20 protein-coding genes are annotated in these 20,924 nt (G+C 57.3%); 9 read left to right on the forward strand and 11 right to left on the reverse strand.

The genetic code is table 11. From position 1 onward, the window contains the following. Positions 1 to 148 precede the first annotated feature (148 nt). Positions 149 to 1,171: a WYL domain-containing protein gene (locus tag AAAX75_RS02450; RefSeq protein ID WP_349090980.1), complete on the forward strand. Its 1,023-nt coding sequence runs from the start codon at positions 149 to 151 to the stop codon at positions 1,169 to 1,171. Then, positions 1,158 to 2,075 (forward strand): WYL domain-containing protein, encoded by a 918-nt coding sequence (locus tag AAAX75_RS02455; protein ID WP_260699576.1) that lies wholly within the window; start codon positions 1,158 to 1,160, stop codon positions 2,073 to 2,075. The genes AAAX75_RS02450 and AAAX75_RS02455 overlap by 14 nt, the downstream gene beginning before the upstream one ends. Here the strand turns inward: AAAX75_RS02455 and AAAX75_RS02460 are convergent. Beyond that, positions 2,072 to 4,966 carry a helicase C-terminal domain-containing protein gene (locus AAAX75_RS02460; RefSeq protein ID WP_349090982.1) on the reverse strand — a complete coding sequence of 965 codons (2,895 nt, stop codon included), beginning with the start codon at positions 4,964 to 4,966 and terminating at the stop codon, positions 2,072 to 2,074. The two genes, AAAX75_RS02455 and AAAX75_RS02460, sit on opposite strands and share 4 nt — an antisense overlap. Continuing rightward, entirely contained in the window at positions 4,960 to 5,925 is a 966-nt protein-coding gene (locus tag AAAX75_RS02465) for a D-alanine--D-alanine ligase (protein ID WP_035136496.1), read from the reverse strand. The genes AAAX75_RS02460 and AAAX75_RS02465 overlap by 7 nt, the downstream gene beginning before the upstream one ends. A gap of 85 nt (positions 5,926 to 6,010) precedes the next feature. Here AAAX75_RS02465 and rlmN point away from each other — a divergent pair, with 85 nt between their 5' ends. Further along, positions 6,011 to 7,063, forward strand: coding sequence for a 23S rRNA (adenine(2503)-C(2))-methyltransferase RlmN (gene rlmN, locus AAAX75_RS02470; RefSeq protein ID WP_349090983.1), 1,053 nt, complete (start codon positions 6,011 to 6,013; stop codon positions 7,061 to 7,063). Between the two features lie 199 nt (positions 7,064 to 7,262). Here the strand turns inward: rlmN and AAAX75_RS02475 are convergent, their stop codons facing one another. The 9 genes from AAAX75_RS02475 to rpmH form a co-directional block, all read right to left on the reverse strand. Further along, positions 7,263 to 7,517, reverse strand: a complete 255-nt coding sequence (locus AAAX75_RS02475; protein WP_349090984.1) for a hypothetical protein — start codon at positions 7,515 to 7,517, stop codon at positions 7,263 to 7,265. Further along, a complete protein-coding gene (locus AAAX75_RS02480) occupies positions 7,507 to 8,412 on the reverse strand; it encodes a ParB/RepB/Spo0J family partition protein (protein ID WP_349090985.1) in 906 nt (301 codons plus the stop codon). The genes AAAX75_RS02475 and AAAX75_RS02480 overlap by 11 nt, the downstream gene beginning before the upstream one ends. Continuing rightward, the gene (locus tag AAAX75_RS02485; RefSeq protein ID WP_022093800.1) at positions 8,405 to 9,205 is read right to left on the reverse strand and encodes a ParA family protein; all 801 of its coding nucleotides are present in this window, start codon (positions 9,203 to 9,205) and stop codon (positions 8,405 to 8,407) included. The genes AAAX75_RS02480 and AAAX75_RS02485 overlap by 8 nt, the downstream gene beginning before the upstream one ends. A gap of 134 nt (positions 9,206 to 9,339) precedes the next feature. Next, positions 9,340 to 10,077 carry a 16S rRNA (guanine(527)-N(7))-methyltransferase RsmG gene (gene rsmG, locus AAAX75_RS02490; RefSeq protein ID WP_349090986.1) on the reverse strand — a complete coding sequence of 246 codons (738 nt, stop codon included), beginning with the start codon at positions 10,075 to 10,077 and terminating at the stop codon, positions 9,340 to 9,342. Between the two features lie 96 nt (positions 10,078 to 10,173). Then, positions 10,174 to 10,743 carry a R3H domain-containing nucleic acid-binding protein gene (locus AAAX75_RS02495; protein WP_349090987.1) on the reverse strand — a complete coding sequence of 190 codons (570 nt, stop codon included), beginning with the start codon at positions 10,741 to 10,743 and terminating at the stop codon, positions 10,174 to 10,176. Between the two features lie 44 nt (positions 10,744 to 10,787). Continuing rightward, the gene (locus tag AAAX75_RS02500; protein ID WP_349090988.1) at positions 10,788 to 11,558 is read right to left on the reverse strand and encodes a YidC/Oxa1 family membrane protein insertase; all 771 of its coding nucleotides are present in this window, start codon (positions 11,556 to 11,558) and stop codon (positions 10,788 to 10,790) included. A 29-nt stretch (positions 11,559 to 11,587) separates the two neighbouring features. Continuing rightward, on the reverse strand, positions 11,588 to 11,812 hold the full coding sequence (gene yidD / locus AAAX75_RS02505; protein ID WP_082222962.1) for a membrane protein insertion efficiency factor YidD: 225 nt from the start codon (positions 11,810 to 11,812) through the stop codon (positions 11,588 to 11,590). Next, the gene (gene rnpA, locus AAAX75_RS02510) at positions 11,809 to 12,147 is read right to left on the reverse strand and encodes a ribonuclease P protein component (protein WP_006236191.1); all 339 of its coding nucleotides are present in this window, start codon (positions 12,145 to 12,147) and stop codon (positions 11,809 to 11,811) included. Before rnpA ends, yidD begins: the two co-directional genes overlap by 4 nt. Before the next feature lie 20 nt (positions 12,148 to 12,167). Next, positions 12,168 to 12,302 carry a 50S ribosomal protein L34 gene (gene rpmH / locus AAAX75_RS02515; protein WP_019127408.1) on the reverse strand — a complete coding sequence of 45 codons (135 nt, stop codon included), beginning with the start codon at positions 12,300 to 12,302 and terminating at the stop codon, positions 12,168 to 12,170. A 300-nt stretch (positions 12,303 to 12,602) separates the two neighbouring features. Between rpmH and AAAX75_RS02520 the strand changes: the two genes are divergently transcribed. From AAAX75_RS02520 to gyrB, 6 genes are all read left to right on the forward strand, one after another. Continuing rightward, positions 12,603 to 14,000 carry an ATP-binding protein gene (locus AAAX75_RS02520; RefSeq protein WP_349090989.1) on the forward strand — a complete coding sequence of 466 codons (1,398 nt, stop codon included), beginning with the start codon at positions 12,603 to 12,605 and terminating at the stop codon, positions 13,998 to 14,000. A 15-nt stretch (positions 14,001 to 14,015) separates the two neighbouring features. Further along, positions 14,016 to 15,740, forward strand: coding sequence for a DnaA/Hda family protein (locus AAAX75_RS02525; protein ID WP_349090990.1), 1,725 nt, complete (start codon positions 14,016 to 14,018; stop codon positions 15,738 to 15,740). 238 nt (positions 15,741 to 15,978) lie between these two features. Next, entirely contained in the window at positions 15,979 to 17,082 is a 1,104-nt protein-coding gene (dnaN, locus tag AAAX75_RS02530; RefSeq protein ID WP_022094338.1) for a DNA polymerase III subunit beta, read from the forward strand. Positions 17,083 to 17,091: 9 nt separating this feature from the next. Next, positions 17,092 to 18,198, forward strand: a complete 1,107-nt coding sequence (gene recF, locus AAAX75_RS02535) for a DNA replication and repair protein RecF (RefSeq protein WP_349090991.1) — start codon at positions 17,092 to 17,094, stop codon at positions 18,196 to 18,198. Continuing rightward, on the forward strand, positions 18,185 to 18,748 hold the full coding sequence (locus tag AAAX75_RS02540; protein WP_338404382.1) for a DciA family protein: 564 nt from the start codon (positions 18,185 to 18,187) through the stop codon (positions 18,746 to 18,748). Before recF ends, AAAX75_RS02540 begins: the two co-directional genes overlap by 14 nt. A gap of 105 nt (positions 18,749 to 18,853) precedes the next feature. Then, positions 18,854 to 20,884 (forward strand): DNA topoisomerase (ATP-hydrolyzing) subunit B, encoded by a 2,031-nt coding sequence (gyrB, locus tag AAAX75_RS02545; RefSeq protein WP_349090992.1) that lies wholly within the window; start codon positions 18,854 to 18,856, stop codon positions 20,882 to 20,884. Positions 20,885 to 20,924: the final 40 nt, after the last annotated feature.

Consider the following 20,924-nt stretch of genomic DNA (forward strand, 5'->3'; position numbering starts at 1 on the left):
GAACCGTATATAGTCGAAAGTATACCCCGAGCGAGCGCAAACGACCGAATTCGGGCCATCTTAACGCCCCGAGCGGACAAGGATATAGCCTAATCTCCATATCGGACTAAAATCATGGCAGCAAACCACCTTCTCATGCGAGGACTCTATGACGGCAAGCGACACGACCGAGACAATTAAAAAGGGAAATTCGGAGCCCAGTTTCGATAAAACGGCTCAGCGCATCCTCAATCTTTTCTTTGTGCTCAATAGCTCCCCCGAACCGCTGACGACCGAGCAGATCGTCTTGGATTCTGACCTGGGATATGGCTCGGGCAATATCGACTCGGATAAGCGCAAGTTTCGACGCGATCGTGACAAACTGCTCGAACGCGGCATCTTAATCAAGGAGGTTCGCCCCACCGGCGCGCAGGAGACCGAGGAAAGCTCGTGGACAATCGACCGCGAGCACACGTTTGCGGCAGGCGGCCTCATTACCGCAGACGACGCCGATATCCTGCTCAACGCCATCGACCAGACACTAGCGGCCGGCTCATCCACTTTTGCCGCACCGCTTGCCGATATTCGCTCCAAGATTGCCTATCTCACCGGCAGGACGACGGTAGACGAGGCGCCGATCAGCCGCTCTCCCACCGTCGATGCGGTTTGGAGCGCCTTTGCCGAGCGATGCGCGCTGCGATTTTTATATCAGAACGGACGCGGTGAGCAGAAAGAACGTACCGTCTGCGTCTACGGCATGTTCGAGCGCGAGGGCGTGGCGTACTTCTGCGGCCTCGACAACGTCACCGGCGACATCAGGACATTCCGCTGCGACCGTATCGTTCGCGCTTGGCGTCCTTCGAAGGCCTACGTCATCCCCGCGGACTTCAATCTCAACGACTATCTGTTCTTTGAATTCGATTTTGCCGACCGGCCGCCCGTTGCAGCCACGTTCTCGTTCGCCCCTCAGACGCAGATCGATATGATCAACGGCCTCACGCGCGGGCGAGGTGAGCTCGCACACACCGATGTGGGATGGGCCTGGACCGTTGACGTGCGCGATCTTGAAGCCGCCGCCTCATTTTGCATGGCCCACGCCATGGACGGCATGAGGCCCATGGCCCCCAAATCGCTCAAGCAGGCGTGGAACCACCTCATCGAAAGGACGGTGCACGAGTATGCCCGTGCGTAAACTCACCAGCGAGCAGAGACTCTCGCGCGCCATCGACATCATGGAGGCCCTCTACGCCGCCGGCGAGAGCGGCATGACACGAACCGAGATTTGCAGTCGCTTTGACATCACAGGGGTATCGCTCGACGAGATTCTCGAGATCGTCTCGACGCTCGCGGACCGAGAATCGGGCGCGCGCATCATCTGCGAATACCGCGGCGAGCGTGTGGTCCTCACCGGTGACGCCGGGCGTGTGCTACCGCTGCGCTTGAGTGCCGCCGAGGGCGCTGTGCTCAACCATGAACTTGAATCGTTGGGGATCGAGCCGCATACGGCAGCTCGGATTCGACATGCCCTTCTACCCGAAGAGCTCGGCTATAACCAGCGCGTCTTTGACACCGTCAACCACGGGTCGCACTGGCAGCAGCTGAGCTGCGCCATTCAGGACGGCGTTCGCTGCCGCATCTCGTATCGCTCGATGGACGATGCACGGCCACGTGAGCGTCTGGTCGACCCCTTGCGCATTACGGCAAACGGCGACCAAACATACCTGATTGCCTGGGACATCGCAGTCGATGAGCAGCGCACCTATCGCATGGATAAAATCGAGGGACTCGCCTTGACGGAAGACTCCGTCGTGCCTCACGCATCGGACGTCGCATCCCTCCACGATTCCCTTGCCCGGACGCAGCGTAGTGCAAAGCTCTTGATGCCATTCGATATGGCGGAGCATCTGGACTGGGCCGGCATCACCCTAATCGAGCGCAGCGGAGCAGACATGGCAACGGTAACCGTGCATTACGGCTCCGAGCGTTGGCTACTGAGCCAGATAATTGCAGCGGGCGGAGCCATCCACATCTTGGATGACCCCGCCCTGTCAAAGCGTCTGTGCGATATGGCAAAAACCCTCGTCTGTCCGCTTTAGCGCCGCCGCTCGTGGCGTGCGCGCCACAGTTGCAGATAGTGCCCGATCTGCGCCGATTCGATGCGCTGGTAGGAGCTCGTGGGCAGCGACGTTAAGAACTTCTTTCCGTAGCCCTTCGTCACCAGGCGCGGGTCGGCCAGAATCAGCACGCCGCAATCGGTCGACGAGCGGATAAGGCGGCCGGCCGCCTGCTTGACCTCGAGCACCGCCTCGGGCAGCGAATAGCGCGCCCAAGCGCGGTCTTCGCGCAGGTTGCGCTCGCACGAGAGCGGGTCCGTGGGGCTCGAGAACGGCAGCTTGGGAATGATGACGCAGCGCAGCGTCTCGCCGCTGGCGTCGAATCCCTCCCAAAAGGCCTTAAGAGCAAAAAGCGACGAGGTCGGCTCGTTGATAAACCGGTCGCGCAGGCGACGAGGAGATGAGTTGCGCTGCTGGCAGTTGAGCTCCAGGCCCGCACGGGCCATCTTGGGCTCAACGCGGGCGTACAGGTCTTCCATGTCGCGCCGATTGGTGAACAGTGTGAGCACCGATCCGCCCATGGCAAGATGGGCGTCGACCAGCACGCGCTCGAGCGCCGTAAGATAGCTCTCACGATCGCGCGGATCGGGAATATCGCCCGCAACGACTACAGCCATGTTCGAATCGAAGTCGTAGCTCGAGTCCAAGTGCAACGATGAGGATGTTGAAGCACCGATGCGATCGAGGCCGACCGCGTGGTTAAAGTGTTCAAAGCTTTTGGACACCGTCATGGTCGCCGAGGCAAAGATAGCCGTGTGAACCTCGGGCAGCCACTCCGTTGCCAAGGCCTCGCCAATGTCGATGCGCTCTGCGGTCATTGACTCTCCGCCGGCGCGCAACCTGCGATTGACCTGCAGCGAATACACGTAGTGTTCATCGGTGCCATCAATGATGAGTTTGAGGTTCTCGGCCAGCTCGTGTAGGCGGCGCGAGATATCACCCAGGTCGACAACAACCTCGGGCTTGTCGGCGGCGACGGCTTGCACCAGCGCGTCGACGCTCTTGTCAGCTTGTTCCAATGCGTCGATGGCAGTGTAGGCCGACGGTAAGAAATCATGCCAGTCGTCAGATTCGCGCAGCTCGGGGCCAATCCATAGATTGGCATTGTCATAACCCCCACGGGCACGGCGGCCGAGCTCGCGAACGCCATCGAACACGTCGGCGATTGCCATGCTCGCGCGCGCAACCGTCGACGTCGCCTTGGCAGTAAGGCCCAGATAGAGCGTAGAGCCCTCGGAGGTTGCCAAATCACGGGAAACCTGGCTTAGCGCGCCGGTGCTCGAGCCACCCAGGCGCTCAAACAGAACGCGTGATTCGTCCGCCGACACCACGCGCGCCCACTGACGGCGCGCCTCGCGCTCGATAGAATGGGCCTCGTCGATTACCCAATGACGAATCGGAGGCAAAATCCTGCCCTCGGCCGCAACATTGCGGAACAGCAGGGAATGGTTGGTGACCACCACATCGGCATGCGCCGCACGACGGCGAGCGCCGTGGACCAAACATTTATCAGGGAAAAACGGGCAGAGGCGACGAGCACACTCGCGCGAGGCCGTCGTAAAGTCGGGGCGGTTGACGCTGCGCCACCGAATGCCAAGTGAGTCGAGGTCGCCATCGGCTGATTGGCAAACGTACGCCATAATGACCGCGACCGCCGTGAGCGTGTCCGCCGGATCGCGCTTGGTGGTAATCTCGACCTGGCCGCGGCTCATGCGCTCAAGTTTGCGCAGGCACGGATAGTGGTCATACCCCTTGAGAGCGCAAAATGACAGACCACCTTCCAGTTGCTCGGCAAGTTTTGGCAGCTCATGGTACATGAGCTGGTCGGCAAGATTGTTCGATTTGGTCGCAATACCAACCGTGATGCTGTTACGGCGTGCTGCCTCGGCAAAAGGCACCAGATAGGCCATCGATTTGCCGACGCCTGTGCCCGCCTCAATTACACGATGAGTGCCCGTGACCAGCGCATCGCGGACCTCGAGCGCCATCGCGATCTGCTCATCACGCGGCTCGTAAGTGGGATACATGCGATTGACCAGGCCACCCGGCGCATAGTCTGCCTCAATCTCCTCACGACTCGGCATCTTGAGGACCGGTAGTTCGTCGGCGTCCACCCGATCGTCGGCGCGATCGGCCTTGAGAACGTCAGCACGAGCGGCGCTGAGAGAGAAGATAGAACCAGGGTTCTGCCCTGCCAAGAACGAGAAGATAGGACGATAGGACCAAGGCACGTCCTGATGCATGTCGGCTAGGCGCGCCATGAGGCCCTGGGGCAAGTCGGTGAGCGCCACGAGCAACACGCGCCATACGCCGCACAGGGCGTCGACGTCGGCATTGGCACGGTGTGATACCGAGTCACAGCCAAACAGATCGGCCATAAAAGACAGCTTGTGCGAGGCCAGGCGCGGAAGCGCGATGCGCGACAGCGCCAGCGAATCGATCCAAATATCGCTCACGTTGACGCCGCCTTTGACCGACTCGATAAACGAGCGGTCGAACGTGGCGTTATGTGCGATCACCGGGCAACCACCGACAAAATCGGCGAGAGCGGCGACGGCCTCAACGGCCGACGGGGCATCTGCCACATCGGCATTTGTAATGCTCGTGAGCTCGGCAATCTCGGCGGGAATCAGCTGCTTGGGATGCACGAAGGTATCGAAACGGCCGACGATCTCGCGGCCCGAAAGACGGGCCGCCGAGATCTCGATCAGTTCATTGTCCTGCACCGAAAGACCTGTGGTCTCGGTATCGAGGACAATCACATCTTCCTCGATGAGGCCGAAGGACTGCGTTTTGGCGCGTTCGGCAAGCGTGGCATAGGAGTCGATGACAAACTGCGGCGTTCCTGACGAAACCGCGTCCTCGATTAGCATGCAATGCCCGCTCGACGAAGACCCATACGGATCAGGCTGTCACAGACCTGCGGGAACGTCATGTCGTCGGTATGGCGGATCTCATCCGGATACAGCGACGTATCGGTCATGCCGGGAATGGTATTGGTCTCGAGGATAACGGGGCCGTCCTCGCTCACGATAAAATCGCTGCGCGAGATGCCCAGGCAACCGAGCGCCTTGTGAGCGGCACAGGCAAGCTCCTGGGCACGAGCGTAGTTCTCGGGTGAAATCTGCGCCGGAATGCGATGGATGTCCGTAGGGTCGACATATTTCACGTCCAGATCGTAGAACTCGCAGTCCTCGGGCTTACGAATCTCGACAATCGGCAGGGCGCGCACGTCATCTTCACCGTATACACCGACGGTGATCTCGGTACCCTCGATGCACTTCTCGACCAGCACTTTGTCGCCGTACTCAAACGCCTTGGCGATTGCCGCGGGCAGCTCGGAGGGCTCATGGACCAGGGAAATGCCATAGCTGGAACCGTTGACGGCCGGCTTCACAAAGCAGCGCTCGCCACAAACCTCGACGATATGATCGATATCGACTTCATCGCCCACCTCGAGCGCAAGGCCGGGGGCAATGGGAATGCCCGCCTTGGCGTACAGGAGCTTAGAGACCTCCTTGTCGGCACCGCAGGCGCTGGCAAGCACGCCCGAGGCCGTGTAGGGGATACCCAGGGTCTCCATGGCGCCCTGCATGGCGCCATCCTCGCCGCCGGCACCGTGCATGGCGATAAACGCCACGTCAAAGCCGCCGGTCGCCATGGTTACCATAAAATCATCAGCGGCCGTGTCGAGCAGCTCCACCGAAGTATAGCCGGCCTCCTTCAAGGCAACCACGACGTTCTTTCCCGAATTGAGCGAGATCTCGCGCTCAGCGGAATGACCGCCCGCCAAGACCGCTACGTGCATGTTCTCTAGGCTTTTACCCGGCATGGGCAGACTCCTCCTCTATAATTTCTGCAGCTGATACCATATTGTAGCGATACCCTCTACGTTTCCCCAAAATCGAAAGGCTTCCATGAATCCCAGGACTAAATCTCAGGACATTCGCGACTTGAGCCAAAACGATATTCGCGAGCTCGTGGCCGAACTTGGCCAACCCGCCTTCCGCGCGAAGCAGCTCATCGAATGGGTCTTCGAGAAGAACGTTTGTTCGTTTGACGATATGACCAACCTTCCCAAGGCTTTCCGCGAGCAGCTTAAAGAGGCTTTTGCCTTTGACACGCCGACTGAACTAACCAAGCAGGTTTCCAAAGATGGCTCTCGCAAGTATCTGCTCGAGTACCACGACGGCGTTTCCGTCGAGACTGTCGGTATGCCCCGTCGTAACAAGCTTTCCGTCTGCGTTTCCACCCAGGCTGGCTGTGGCATGGGCTGCGCCTTTTGCGCTACCGGTCTCAACGGCCTCAAGCGCTCTCTGACCGCTCAAGAGATCGTCGACCAGGTACTTCATGTATCCAACGACTTTGGCGAGCGCGTCACGAGCGTTGTCTTCATGGGCCAGGGCGAGCCGTTTGTCAACTACGACGAGGTTCTCAAGGCGTTGCGAATCCTCAACGACCCCGATGGCATCGGTATCGGTGCTCGTCACCTCACCGTCTCTACCAGCGGCGTTATTCCCGGTATTCGCAAATTTGCCGACATCCCTGAACAGTTCACGCTTGCCGTTTCCCTGCATTCCGCCATCCAGTCGACACGCAATAAGCTTATGCCCGGTGTTAAGAAGTACACGCTACTTCGCCTTCACGAGGCGCTTCAACTCTACACCGAGAAGACTGGCCGCCGCCCGACCTATGAGTATGCCATGATCGAAGGCGTCAACGATACGAATCCCGAGATGCAGGCGCTCTGCGACTTCTGCGAGGGAACGCTGTGCCACGTTAACCTCATTCAGCTTAACGACATCGAGGGTAGCCCGCTCAAGCCGTCACCGATTCATAAGGTTGAGGATCTTCAGCGTCGTCTTGAGTCCCGTGGCATCGAGACCACGATTCGTAACTCCCGTGGTAACGATATTGACGCCGCTTGCGGACAGCTGAAGCAGCGCTTCAAAGTTCAGAAGAACGCATAGGGGAGTCGCATCCCAAAACGTTTCATGTGAAACATCGAACGACCCCGGTTACAGAATATGCAACCGGGGTCGTTTTATTTATTAACCTTAATTTTGAATCAGCTGCTACCTGTCCCATTTTTTACGGCCAAAATAAGGGGTCCTTGTCTCGTGAATCAGACAAGGACCCCTCAAAATATGCTAAGTAATTGTTAGGTACCTAATAGCCTACATTTTCCCATTGGTTGGTAACCCAACCTTGATTAATCTTGGGATTCTTCGTTACCTGAACCGTACGCATGGCAACATCTTCTGTCATAACATCCATTTTCTTCTTGTATGTATCGACAATATCTTGCGCACTACGAAGCAAACGACCTCGAAGTTCATCGTCTGTCGCGATCTTATAGCCAGCAAAGGCACCAGCGGCGACAGTCGTCGCCAATGCAATCGCAGTTAAAATCCTATTCCTCATCTTGGCCTCCTTGATCAAACTGAATCATTTCGCCAAGAATACGAGAGAGCTCTTCCTCGTCTTTAAACTCAATCTCAATCTTATTCTTTCCACGCGAGCTCTTCACACGCACGTTGGTATTAAAAACCTGACGAAGCACGCGGGCAGCTTTTTTAAAAGACTGAGGCGTTGCAGGCCTCGGCGTCTTAGGTGTCTCTCCGGCAGAAAACAACGGAGCAAGATTTTCTGTCGCTCTTACGGAAAGGCCCTCTGCAATAACCTTCTCTGCAAGTCGAATTCGAGCGTCCTCATAGGGAACTGCAAGAATCGCACGTGCATGACCAGCAGTAAGTTTGCCCTCAAAAATCATCTGCTGAACAACTTCAGGGAGATCGAGAAGGCGCAGCGAGTTTGTAATTGCAGAGCGTGACTTGCTGACCGCCTTCGACAATGCCTCCTGGGTCATACCGCTGGCATCGATAAGCTGGCGATAGCCCTTAGCCTCTTCGACGGGATTCAGATCAGAACGCTGAAGGTTTTCGATCAGAGCAAGAGCCAGCATCTCTTCATCATTAACATCTTTAATGATGACAGGCAGCTCCTCAAGACCAGCAAGCTTTGACGCTTGGTAACGACGCTCACCAGCGATGATCTCATAGCCGTTTCCATGCTTGCGTACCAAAAGCGGCTGCAAGACGCCATGTTCTTGGATTGATTCGCTCAACTCACGAAGTTCAGTTTCGTTAAAGTGAATTCGCGGCTGATTAGGGTTGGGAACGATATCCTCAATAGGTAGTTTTGTTTCAGATGCGGCATTCGAAGCCGATGCAGCCGAACCACCGGTCTCATACTCGGCCTCTGAGACCAAAGCATTGAGTCCACGTCCCAATCCGCCACGTTTCTTTACACTAGGCACGCTTGATCACCTCTTTTGCAAGGTTCATATATGCTTTTGCACCCTTATTTTGAGGTGCATAGGTAATTACCGGTTCTCCAAAAGACGGAGCTTCAGAGATTTTAACCGTACGGGGGATCAACGTCTTAAACGCCTTATCACCAAAGTACGATTGAACCTCCTCAACAACCTGATTCGATAGAGAAGTACGCGAGTCATACATGGTCATAAGCACACCGTAGGTGTCTAAGCCCTTGTTCAGACGAGATTTGACCATCTTCATTGACTCAAGCAGCTTCGTAACGCCCTCGAGTGCGTAATACTCGCACTGGATCGGAATCAAAACGCTGTCTGCTGCGGTCAAAGCGTTGATAGTAAGCAGGCCGAGCGAAGGAGGGCAGTCAATGAAAATAAAATCGAACTCGTCCTGAATCGGCTCAAGCAAATCTTTGAGACGGGTTTCACGAGCAATTGCGCTTACGAGTTCAATTTCCGCGCCTGCAAGCTGAATTGTAGCCGGAATTACGAATACCTTTTTGCAATTTGTATCAAGAACAAGCGATTCTGCCGGCACATCATTCAACAATGCATCATAGATGCAGTGATCAAGGTCTTCTTTTTCAATTCCGAATCCACTGGTGCTGTTTCCCTGCGGATCAAAATCGACAATCAGTGTCTTACGACCCTGCTCACCCAGTGCTGCTGCAAGGTTTACAGCCGTCGTTGACTTACCGACGCCGCCTTTTTGATTGATGATTGCGATGATACGCGTGTCTTTTGCGCTCTTAGAACGCTTAACGTCGCGAAATCCCACGGTCCCTCCTGGTGTGTATTAAAGCTGTCAAACGGAGGATGTTTCACGTGAAACATTCCGAATCGATAGCAACCGCCATGTTTCACGTGAAACACTGCAAGTTGTTAGTATCCATTATGTTTCACGTGAAACATCTAGGCAAGCGGATTCTTCTTTGCCACGCCATTTGCACGAGGCAATGAAACGGATGCTGAATGACTCTTCTTAAGAACAATGAACTCCCTGTGACCCAAGCCTTCAGGCAAATCAATTGCGTCATTCAGAAGCAAAGTGAAGCCGCAAATCTTAGCTGCTGACATGCCGGAAGCAAGCTCCTCATCCGAAGGATTGCCCTTGGTGATAACAAATAGCCCTCCATCCTTCAGGTACGGAGCCGCATACTCAACAAGAATCGGTAGAGGGGCCAGTGCGCGGGCGGTTACAACGGAGAACTGCTTCTTATGGCTTCGAGCATATTCTTCAAGACGATCATGAACCGCATGAGCATGTTTCAATCCAAGAGCATGGACAAAGGAATTAACCGCATCAACCTTCTTGCCAACAGAGTCAATATAAGTAGCTTTACGATGCGTGGTTATGGTTAATGGAATACCAGGGAAGCCCGCACCTGTTCCCATATCGAGCAAAGCTCCCTCAGGAGCCTTATTGATATAGGGGAGCAAAACAAGTGAGTCGAGGATATGAAGTACGGCAGCATCTTCTACGTTAAGAATACGGGTGAGATTGGTTGTCTTATTTGTTTCTAGAACCAAATCCAAATGCTGAATACATTTCCTCAGCTCAATATCAGTTACGCTCAAGGAATATTCTTTGCAATAGGAAGTTAGGCGACTCAACATCTCGTCAGCCTGCTGATCGGTAAGTACTAACAACGAAAGCTCCTTTCTGACAAAAATCAGCGTATCGAGAACTTTTGACAAAAAAAGGGGACGTGGAAACCACGTCCCCCTAGCATAAGCTCGAGTAGATTATCGAGCAACAATCACCACATGGCGATCAGGGTCAGAACCCTCAGAATGAGTATCGACTGCATCGTTGCCACGAAGTGCAATGTGAACCAGTCGGCGCTCGTAGGCATTCATGGGCGGAAGCGAAACACTCTTATGAGTGCGGATGGCACGCTCGGCAGCAGACTGAGCCATGGAGGCGACCTTATCCTGACGGCGACTCTTGTATCCCTCGACGTCCACTACAACCGGATACCTAAAACCAAGCTTGCGGCTCACCAGCAAAGAGAACATAACCTGAAGAGCATCAAGAGTGCGACCATGACGGCCAATGAGAACAGCAAGGTCGGGAGCCGTTATATCCAAAATCAGCTCACCCTCGTCGCCCTCATACTCATCGATAGGAGAGTTGGCGGCATCGAAGTGCGAAAGGATGGGACGCAGGATGGAAATCGCAACATCGGCAATGGTGTCGAGCTCCTCATCGGTCAGCTCTTCACCAGCCTTGTAGCGCTGTGCAATCTCGGGATAATCGCCCGCGACCTGCGGGGCAACCTCCTCAAGCATATCCTCGATGATCTCTTCAGACATAACGTACTCCAAAAGTTAGGTACCTAAATAAGATTGATATCCCACTACTTCTTCTTGTGCGGGCGCGGCTTCTTCTCGCGACGAGTGACCTCAACCTGCAGCGGAGCGTTCTTAAGACGCTCCTCCTCATCGGCCTTCGCCTTGTCGATGACCTTCTGCGTCACAAAAATCTGCTGGATAACCTGCCAAGCAGACGAGACGTCGTAGTACAGCAGAACACCAACGGGAAAGCTCCAGCCCATCCAAAGCATCATGACCGTCATGACAACGGCCATCATACGCATGCTCTGAGCCTGCTGGCCGGTCTGGTTGCGCGACATATAGAGCTGCGGAATCAGGGTCAGGACGGCAAACAGGATCAGGCAAACCAGCGCAGGCAGTGCAACCATAAAGCCATCGGCAAAGGAAGCGCTCGGCGTGGTGGTCAGGTCGGGCAGGATGTTGAAGAACGAGAACGTGCCGTCGTTAAAGTACTGCGGCAGGTTGCGCAGCAATGTAAACAGGGCGAACAGGATAGGCATCTGAATCAGCAGCGGCAGACAGCCAGCCATGGGGTTGAACTTGTTCTCGCTGTAGAACTTCTGCATCTCCTCGGCCTGACGCTGGGGATCGTCGGCATAGCGCTCCTGGATCTCGAGCATCTTGGGCTGCAGCACCTGCATGCGAGCCGTCGACTTGGTCGACTTGAGCATAAGCGGCGTCAGCAGCAGACGGATGATGACCACCAGAATGATGATGGACAGGCCCCAGTCGACCGCAAAGGTCTGGATGAGCTTGAGCAGCTCGAAAAGGATGTTAACGATCCAATCCCACATGTAAGTTTTCCTCCGATAGCGAGTGCCCGCTAGGGCACAGGGTCATAACCGCCGACGTGCAGGGGATTGCAGCGAGCGATGCGCCTCACGGCAAGCCAGCAGCCTCTCAAAACACCGTGCTTCTCAATCGCCTGGATGGCGTATTGCGAGCACGTTGGGTAATAAATGCAGGCGTCAGGCAATAAGGGCGAAATAACCTGTTGATATATGCGAATAGGAGCGATGGCAACACGTCGCAAAACGTGATTGCTCATCGCTCCTCCCCGGCAACGCCGGCGCGCTTCATAAGCGAACGCAACGCCTTGTCCATCTCCTGCGGCGAGGAAACCCTCGTCTTGGGAGTTGCAAACAAGATGATGTCATAACCCGCAACGGGAAATCCGCAGCTGCGGGCGGCCTCGCGCATCACACGCTTAGATCGGTTGCGCACGACGGCACAACCGAGTCGCTTAGCACCAACGAAGGCGACCCTTCCGGAGTCGCCTTCGCCAACCGATTCACATATGGTCATTCGAATCAGAGGGTGATTGAAACGACGCCCCTGACTGAACACATGCTCGAAATCTTGCCGAGACTTAATAGTCTTCATGCGAGATGTGTGTATCGCTGCTAGACAGTGAGACGCTTGCGGCCCTTGGCGCGACGACGGGCGAGCACGGCACGACCACCCTTAGTGGCCATACGGGCACGGAAGCCATGGGTCTTGGCACGCTTACGCTTATTAGGCTGATACGTACGCTTCATCTTAAGTTCCTCCTGCTGCATTTCGAGTGTCCGCGGGAGCGCGGACGCAGATATAGACACGTGAGCTTGAAGATTGTAGGGAAATCAATGTTCAAATGTCAAGAAATCAAAGGTAAAAGGTCGCGCAGTTCACACGGTTCCCCCATAAGCCGAGTTCGATTTAGCGGTGCATGGCAACTTTTCACGATATTTCATCGAGTTTTCAACAGGTCATGTTGGCAATGTTGAGAACTTTTCGCCCGTTTTCCAGAGTTTTCAACAGGTTTTGAAAAGTTGTCGAAAGATGAGAAACATTGCACAGTGAGCTACTATTTGTTCGAAACCTTTTGGAAGATTGCGAGCGGCATGTCTGACGACTTTTACACCATGGTCGATTCCGGAGACCCGGCACCCGATAACGAGCACATCACCGGCGTGCGCGAAGAGCGTGCGGAAGGCGAGCAGACGACCACGCAGGCGCCAAAAGCCATGTACGCCGCGCGCATCGCCGTCTATGACGACATGCTGTCGACACCGCGTGTGATCGTCATTGATCCGCAAGATGTCCGCACGTATTTGGAAGAGACTACCAACACCGTCTACCAGTGCATGAAAGAACAAGGTGGCCATATCTCACTCATGGTCATCCGCGAGATTGTCGAAAACTTTATCCACGCACACTTTGCCGAGCCCATCATCTCGATTCTGGACGGCGGAGACACCATCCGCTTTGCTGATCAAGGACCCGGCATCGACGACAAGGAACGCGCTTTCGACTTTGGCGTTACCAGCGCAAACAGCAAGATGAAGCGCTATATCCGTGGAACCGGAGCAGGGTTTCCCATGGTGCAGGAGTATTTGGAAAACGCCGGCGGTGCCGTATCCATCGAGGACAACATGGGTAGCGGTACCGTGGTTACGGTAAGCCTGGACCCTAAACGCGTGCAGGAAATCGAGCGCGCCGGTGGACGAGGTGCTGCCGTGCGGCCCGAGACGGAGCAGCCCACATATCCCCTGCCGGGAGCTTTTGCGCAGCAGCCCATGGCAACGCAGCAGATGCAGCCCCCCGTGGGGCAGATACAGCAGCCCGGAATGCTTCCTACACAAGAGCCCCAGGCGACATCGATGTCGATGCCGCCAAACATGCCAGAGGCCATGCCGCTGGCGGATCAGGATGCAGCAGCAATGCAGCAGGCGACGGGGGCACCGGGTGGCCAGCAAATGGGCTATCAGCCGTACCAACAGGGATATCCATATCAGCAGATGCCGCCACTGGGGTATGGCCAGCAGTTCCCGCAGCAGTACCAGCAGGGATATCAGCAGCCGTACCAGCAGATGCCGCAGCAGCAGTACAACCCTTGGGCCCAGCAGATGCCTCCGCAGCCTTACCAACAGTGGCCTCAAAGTTTTCAACAGCAAATGCCGCCGATGCAGAGTTCTCAACAACCAGCAGCTCAAATGATGTATCCTAATGCAGCAAATCAGTATGCGCAGCCACAACCGGACGTGTTCGTAAGCGATCGCGGCAACGCCGCGCTGGGCTATCTAGCGCAAAATCAAGCGTGCGGTGCAACCGATCTGGCGAGGGCGTTTGGAAACTCGGCCCCCACTTGGTCACGCACGCTCAATGACTTGGCGCAGGCCGGCTTGGTCATCAAGCATGGCCAGAAATACCATCTGACCGAACTCGGCGCCGCTCGCGTGCGAGCTCAGAGCTAAAGAACGGGAGAGACAGTGGACGAGGAAGCAAGCATCATCCTGGGGGATGCCATCGCCTTTTGCCAGCGCGACGGCCAAGATGCACGCCTCATCAACATGCTGGGGCAATCGCGCGCCATAAGCCTGACCGAAGATACGCTCACGATCGAGGCCCCCTCGCGCTTTGCCATCGCGCAGCTCAAAAAGCATCAGCCGACTATTGAGGCTTATCTGGAAGAAATCGCCTTTGCACCGATTGCTCTCGACATCGTGGCGCCGCAAGGCGCCGCAACGGAATCCGCTGCCGCGACGGCGCCCGCCACGGCTCCCGCTGCTTCCCCGACGGTACCAGCCTCCGCAAGCGACGTGCCGACAATCGAGCACCAGCACAGCGATGTTTCCCGTGAAACCATGGCGCCGTTGCCGACCGCGGTAGCGACGTCAACGAACGCACCCGTCACGCACATGCCCATCGCTCACGACGCAGCGGCGGGCGCGGATTCGGGCATTGCAATCAAGAACACGCTCTCGGCCGACGATTTTCGTCGCATGATGAACCAGATGAAGGGCGGAGCGCCGACTAAATCCACGCAAGCTGCGACCCCCGCTTCACCCATGCCAGCACCGACCGTGCCGGCCGAGCAGAATACGGATGGAGCCCCGCTCGCCGCGAACTCAAAATTTACCTTTGAGAACTTTGTCTACGGCCCCGAGAACAGCCATGCCTATCGCTCGGCACTCAAGTTTGCCGCCCTCGCGGACGAGCGCGGCACATGCACATCACTGTTTATCTACGGCAAATCGGGCCTGGGCAAGACGCACCTGCTGCTTGCCATCAAAAACGAGCTCGCCGAGAAGTCACCCGAGATCAAGGTCAAGTATGCCAACTCCCAGGCATATCTGGACGACCTGATGACCGAGTTCGACCGCCAAAAGAAGAGCAACGCCCCCATCATGCAGGCGTACCACGGCGTGGACGTGCTCATCATCGATGACATCCAAAACATCATCGGCAAGCGCGCAAGCGTGGACTACTTTTTCCAGCTCATGGACGAGTTCATCCGCAACAACAAGAAGGTCGTCATCGCGGCAGACCGCGCCCCCAAGGACCTGAGCATGGACGAGCGTCTGACCAGCCGCTTCAACGCCGGAATGCTCTGCCTGGTCGCAGAGCCCAGCTACGAGATGAAATACAAGATCTTGCAGCGCTATTACGAGAACACTATCGTCGCCGCTCCCGAGGCAGGCGACGACTCGCTGCTGGCGGCCTATGGGGGCGACGGCGGGCACCTGACCGACGAGCACTTTAAACACATGGCCGAGGTCTCGGGCACCAACATCCGCGAACTCGAGAGCTTTTGCGAGCGCTGCGCCGGCGAGGCGGGCGACCGCGAACGCGAGGGCGGGGAGCTCACCTTTGACGATATCGATGCCATCGCCAGCCAGTACTTCGACACATCGGCCAAAAAGATCAACGTCCAGACGGTTCAGTCCGTCATCGAAGAGCAGTACGGCGTAACGCACGAGGAGCTCATCGGCCCGCGTCGCAACGCCAATATCGCCAAAGCACGCCATATCGCTATCTACCTGGCCATCGAGATGTGCGAGATGACGACCACGGCGGTGGGCGCCGAATTTGGCAACCGCAACCACTCGACCGTCAGCACGAGCTACAAAAAGGTCCAGAAGATGATCCAGGAAGACCGCACCGTCACCGAAGACCTTAAGTCGCTGCGCGATAAAATTACACTGCGCTCGTAGGAAAATAGAGACACCTGTTGAAAACTTGTCGAAACCACGGGCATAAGGTGTTTAAAACCCAACCCGCGGTGATGAAAAGTTTTGCGCAGGTTTTGAACGTGGAAAACCACCCCCGTTGCACACAGGTTGCTGTCGATTCTCTTTCTGGGTCTGACCTGCGTCTTTGGGAGTAATCAACAGTTTCGTCAGTGCTATTACTATTATTAAGATATTTATATCTATAGAAAGGTATTAAAAGATGAAGTTCACCGTCAGCCAGAGCTCGCTTACACAAGCCATCGGCGTCGTTATGAAGGGCGTCGCTTCGGCATCCACCCTTCCCATCCTGTCGGGCGTGCTCGTCAAGGCGCAAGACGGCATCTTGGAATTCCAGACCTCTAACTACACCATCTCGATCCGTCATCGCATCGCGGCGCATGTCGAAGAAGAGGGCGAGATGGTTATCCCTTGTAAGATGCTCTCCAATATCACCAAGACCCTCCCCGATGCCCCGGTCACCTTTGAGCTGTCCGAGCGCCAGGTGCTGATTGGTTGCGAGAAGAGCTCTTTCCGACTGAACACGCTTGATGCTAATGACTTCCCCGAGTTTCCGGCCTATGCCATCGAGAGCGCCGTGGAACTGCCGACCGATATCTTGTCCGAAATGGTCGGCCGCGTGTGGCGCGTCACCTCGACCGACAAGGCCCGCCCCATCCTGGGTGGCGTGCACATGAAGGTCGAGAACAACACCGTGCGCCTGGTGGCGACCGATTCCTTCCGTTTGGCCGTGTGCGATACGCAGGTTGAGACCTCGACCCTCGAGGGTTCCTTTGAGCTCAACGTTCCGGCCGACGCCTTTAACGACGCGCTGAACATCATGGCCAGCCAGGCGACCATCATGATCGGGGCTACCGACACCCAGGTCGTCTTTGAGGCCGGCAACACCACCTACGTGTCGCGCCGCATCGAGGGCGTGTACCCCAACTACAAGCAGCTCATCCCCGATTCGTGCGTGACGAGCGTCAAGATCGACGTCGCCGCCTTTAACGCCGCCCTCAAGCGCGTGGCCGTTATCGCGAGCGCCAACCCCGCCGTCAAGTTCGAGATCGATGTCGAGAACGGGCAGATGGGCCTGTCCTCCATTTCCAATGACCAGGACCTTGCGCAGGAGACGATCGATGTCGAGGCCGAGGGCGAGTCGGGCACCATCGCCTTCAACTACCACTACATCTTCGGCTGCCTCAATGCCCTATCCAAGGAGAAGGAGATCACGCTGGAGCTCAAGAGCTACTCGCAGGCGGGCATCTTCAAGTCCTACGACAAGATCAACTACCTGTACCTGGTCATGCCGGTCCGCATCTAGCGTTGCGCCATGACCATGTTCGCCCGCGATCTTTCCGTCGCGCACTACCGCAGCTTCGATAGCTATCGCCTTGCCCTAGACGACGGCGTGACGATACTTGCGGGACCCAACGCGGCGGGAAAGACCAATCTCATAGAGGCGCTGCAGCTGCTGACGAGCGGCGCCTCGTTTAGGCATCCGACCGCAGCCGAGCTCGTTCATGACGGCGTGGGCTCGTGCAGGGTCGAGCTGAGGCTCGAGGGCGACGGCCGCGTGCTTGATATGGGATTGAGCGCGGAGGACGGTAAGCGCTCGTTTAGCCGCAACGGCAAGAGATGCTCTGCCGCCGGTGTGCGCGGGGTTCTGCCGAGCGTGCTGTTTTGCCCCGACCATCTGGACATGGTTAAGCGGGGCGCCAGTGTGCGCCGCGCCGCCCTCGATGACTTTGGCATGCAACTGAGCGCACGCTATGCCGATCTTGCGAGCGCCTATGGGCGCTGCGTGACCCAGCGCAACGCCTTGCTCAAGGAGACCTGGTGCTGCCGTGAGATGCTCGGCGCGTGGAACGATTCGATTGCCCGCGCGGGCGCGGCTCTGCTCGTGCACCGGTTGGCCCTGCTCGACCGGCTGGCGGGCCATGTGCGTACTGCCTACGGGCAAGTGGCGTCCGGTGAAGCCGCCAACGTGTCCTATGCGTCCACGCTGGGGGATTTGCCCCAGGTCGAGGATCGCGAAGAGCTGAAGGGCTGGGCGTACGAGCGCATGCTGGCTGCCCTTGATGGGCACGCCGACGAGGAAATTCGCCGCGGCGTGACGCTGGTGGGACCGCATCGCGACGAGATTGAATTTACCGTTGCGGGTCGCTCCGCCCGTTCATTTGCCAGCCAAGGACAGCAGCGAACGTTGGTACTGTCCTGGAAGGTGGCCGAGGTGGCCGTGGCTCGCGATGTCCTGGGCACCGCCCCGCTGCTGCTTTTGGACGACGTGATGAGCGAGCTCGACGGCGAGCGTCGCGGTGCTTTCCTGCGGCTGATCGGCGATGATATCCAGACGGTCATAACCACGACCAACCTGGGGTACTTTACCGATGACCTGCTTGATCGAGCCAAGGTGGTGAGCATGGGTGAGACGTGCTAATTACGAGCGCGAGAGCGAAACGGTCGCCTTCAGTGGCTTTTTGAACGCAGAGCGCCAGCGCATCCTGGCGGCTGCGACCCCTGAGCGCCGTGCGCAGATGGAGGCCGCCGAGGAGTCGCGCGCGGTCTATCGCGCGTGGAACGCGGTGTGCTCGGGCACGCGCGAGGGGCGGCATGTGACGGGCCTGCGCTACCTGCCCGAGTCCAATGAGCTGCTGGTATATCTCGACTCGCCCTCGTGGACGCAGGAAATGACGTTGTTGCGCGAGATCATCCGCGCGCGCATGGAGCGCGCCGGTGCGCATGTGGACGGCCTGGTGTTCAAAACCACCGCGCCCGGTCACACGCCGCCCGCCGCCAAGGAGCGCCTTCGCCCAGCGACGACCGAGCGCCCGCCGGCCCCACACGCCGACCTCAGCGATGCCGAGCGCACCGAGATTGAGCGCCAAGTGGCGCCCATCGAAGACCAAAAACTGCGCGAGGCCCTCGAGAACGCCATGAGAGCCAGTGCCGAGTGGGCCAAGGGCGTGCAAAGCAAAAAAGAGCCTTAAATCGCATCTGGTGGCCTTGTAGAGCCAAATACCCTCGTTCCCGAGGGTATTTTTTTACGATAAACTAGTAAGGCTGTACACATTTTCTTGACTGAAGGAGGACGTGTGGCAAACGAAAACGATTACGATGGCGGCGAGATTAAGATTCTCGAAGGTCTCGAGGCCGTTCGTAAGCGCCCGGGCATGTATATCGGCTCGACGAGCGCCAGCGGTCTGCATCACCTGGTGTGGGAGATCGTTGACAACTCCGTCGACGAGGCCATGGCCGGTTTCTGCACCGAGATCCAGGTGACGGTCCACGCCGACAACTCCATCACGGTCGTCGACAACGGGCGCGGCATCCCCGTCGATGAGCACCCTGTTAAAAAGATCCCGACGCTCGAGGTCGTCATGACGATCTTGCACGCCGGTGGTAAGTTCGATAACTCGGCCTATAAGGTCTCGGGCGGCCTGCACGGCGTGGGCATCTCCGTCGTCAACGCACTGTCCAAGCGCGTGGTCGTTCAGGTTCGTCGCGATGGCAACACCTACGAGATGGAGTTCTCGCGCGGCAAGACCGTCAAGAAGATGGAGGTCGTGGGCACCTCGGATTCGACGGGCACCACCGTCACCTTCTGGCCCGACGACGAGATCTTCGAGACCTGCATCTACGATTTCGATACGCTGCACAACCGTCTGCAGGAGACGGCGTTCCTCAATAAGAACCTCAAGATCGTGTTGACCGACGAACGCGAGGCAACTCCCCACGTGGAGGAGTTCTGCTACGAGGGCGGCATCATCGACTTCGTCAAGTTCCTCAACGGGGGCAAGGATGTCCCCGAGGCCTTTAAGGAGCCCATCTACATCGAGGGCAAGTCGGACCCGGACGCGCCTGTGGCCAAGATGGGCGAGGTCGAGGTTTCCCTGCAGTGGAATAGCGGCTACGGCGAGAACGTCATGTCGTTTGCCAACGACATCTACACCCCCGAAGGCGGCATGCACCTTGAGGGCTTCCGTACCGCGCTCACCCGCGTGATCAACGATTACGCGCGCAAGCAGAACCTGCTCAAGGAAAAAGACGCCAACCTGACCGGCGACGATGTGCGCGAGGGCCTTTCGGCCGTTATCTCGGTCAAGCTGCCCGATCCGCAGTTTGAGGGCCAGACCAAGGCAAAGCTCGGCAGCTCCTATATGCGAGCGCTCACGCTCAAGATTGTGACCGACGGCCTTGTCGATTACCTCGAGGAGCATCCCAAGCCCGCTCGCGAGATCGTCAAGAAGGCGCAACAGGCCTGCAAGGCGCGCAATGCCGCCCGCAAGGCGCGCGAGGCGACCCGCCGCAAGAGCCTGCTCGAGACGGCGTCCCTGCCCGGTAAGCTCGCTGACTGCTCGGTGCGCGATGCCGAGCTGACCGAGCTCTTCATCGTAGAGGGCGACTCGGCAGGCGGTTCGGCCAAGGACGGCCGTCGCCGAGACATCCAGGCGATTCTGCCCCTGCGCGGCAAGATTTTGAACGTCGAACGCGTTGGTGACCATCGCGCGTTCTCGAGTGACACCATTCAGTCGCTGATTACCGCGATCGGCTGCGGCGTCACGACGAGTGCCGGCGACGGCGGCGACTTCGATATCACCAAGGCGCGCTACCACAAGATCATCATCATGACCGATGCAGACGTCGACGGTGCGCATATCCGCATCCTGCTGCTGACGTTCTTCTACAAGTACATGCGTCCGCTGATCGATGCCGGTTACGTCTATGTTGCCTGCCCGCCCATCTTTGGCATTAAGGTGCGCAACAAGATCCACTACGTGTATCCCAACGGCCGCCAGCCCGAAGACGAGATCCTGCGCGACACCATCCAGAGTCTGGGCCTGAACCCCGACGATAACGACGAGGACGGCAAGGCCAAGGACGGCAAGATTACCAAAAAGCGCAAGGGCTATACCGTCCAGCGCTACAAGGGCCTGGGCGAGATGGACCCCAAGCAGCTTGCCTCGACGACGATGGACCCAAAGACCCGCATTCTGCAGCGTGTGTCGATCGAGGACGCCGTGGTGGCGGACCGCGCCGTGCGCGAGCTGATGGGTTCCGAGGTCGGCTATCGCCGCGAGTACATTGAAAAACATGCGCATGACGCGCGTTTCCTTGACGCTTAAGAGGAGGTAACGTGGCAGACGATATCAACAATAACGAGGG

It is taken from the genome of Collinsella sp. CLA-ER-H7 (assembly GCF_040092345.1).
Lineage (GTDB): Bacteria > Actinomycetota > Coriobacteriia > Coriobacteriales > Coriobacteriaceae > Collinsella.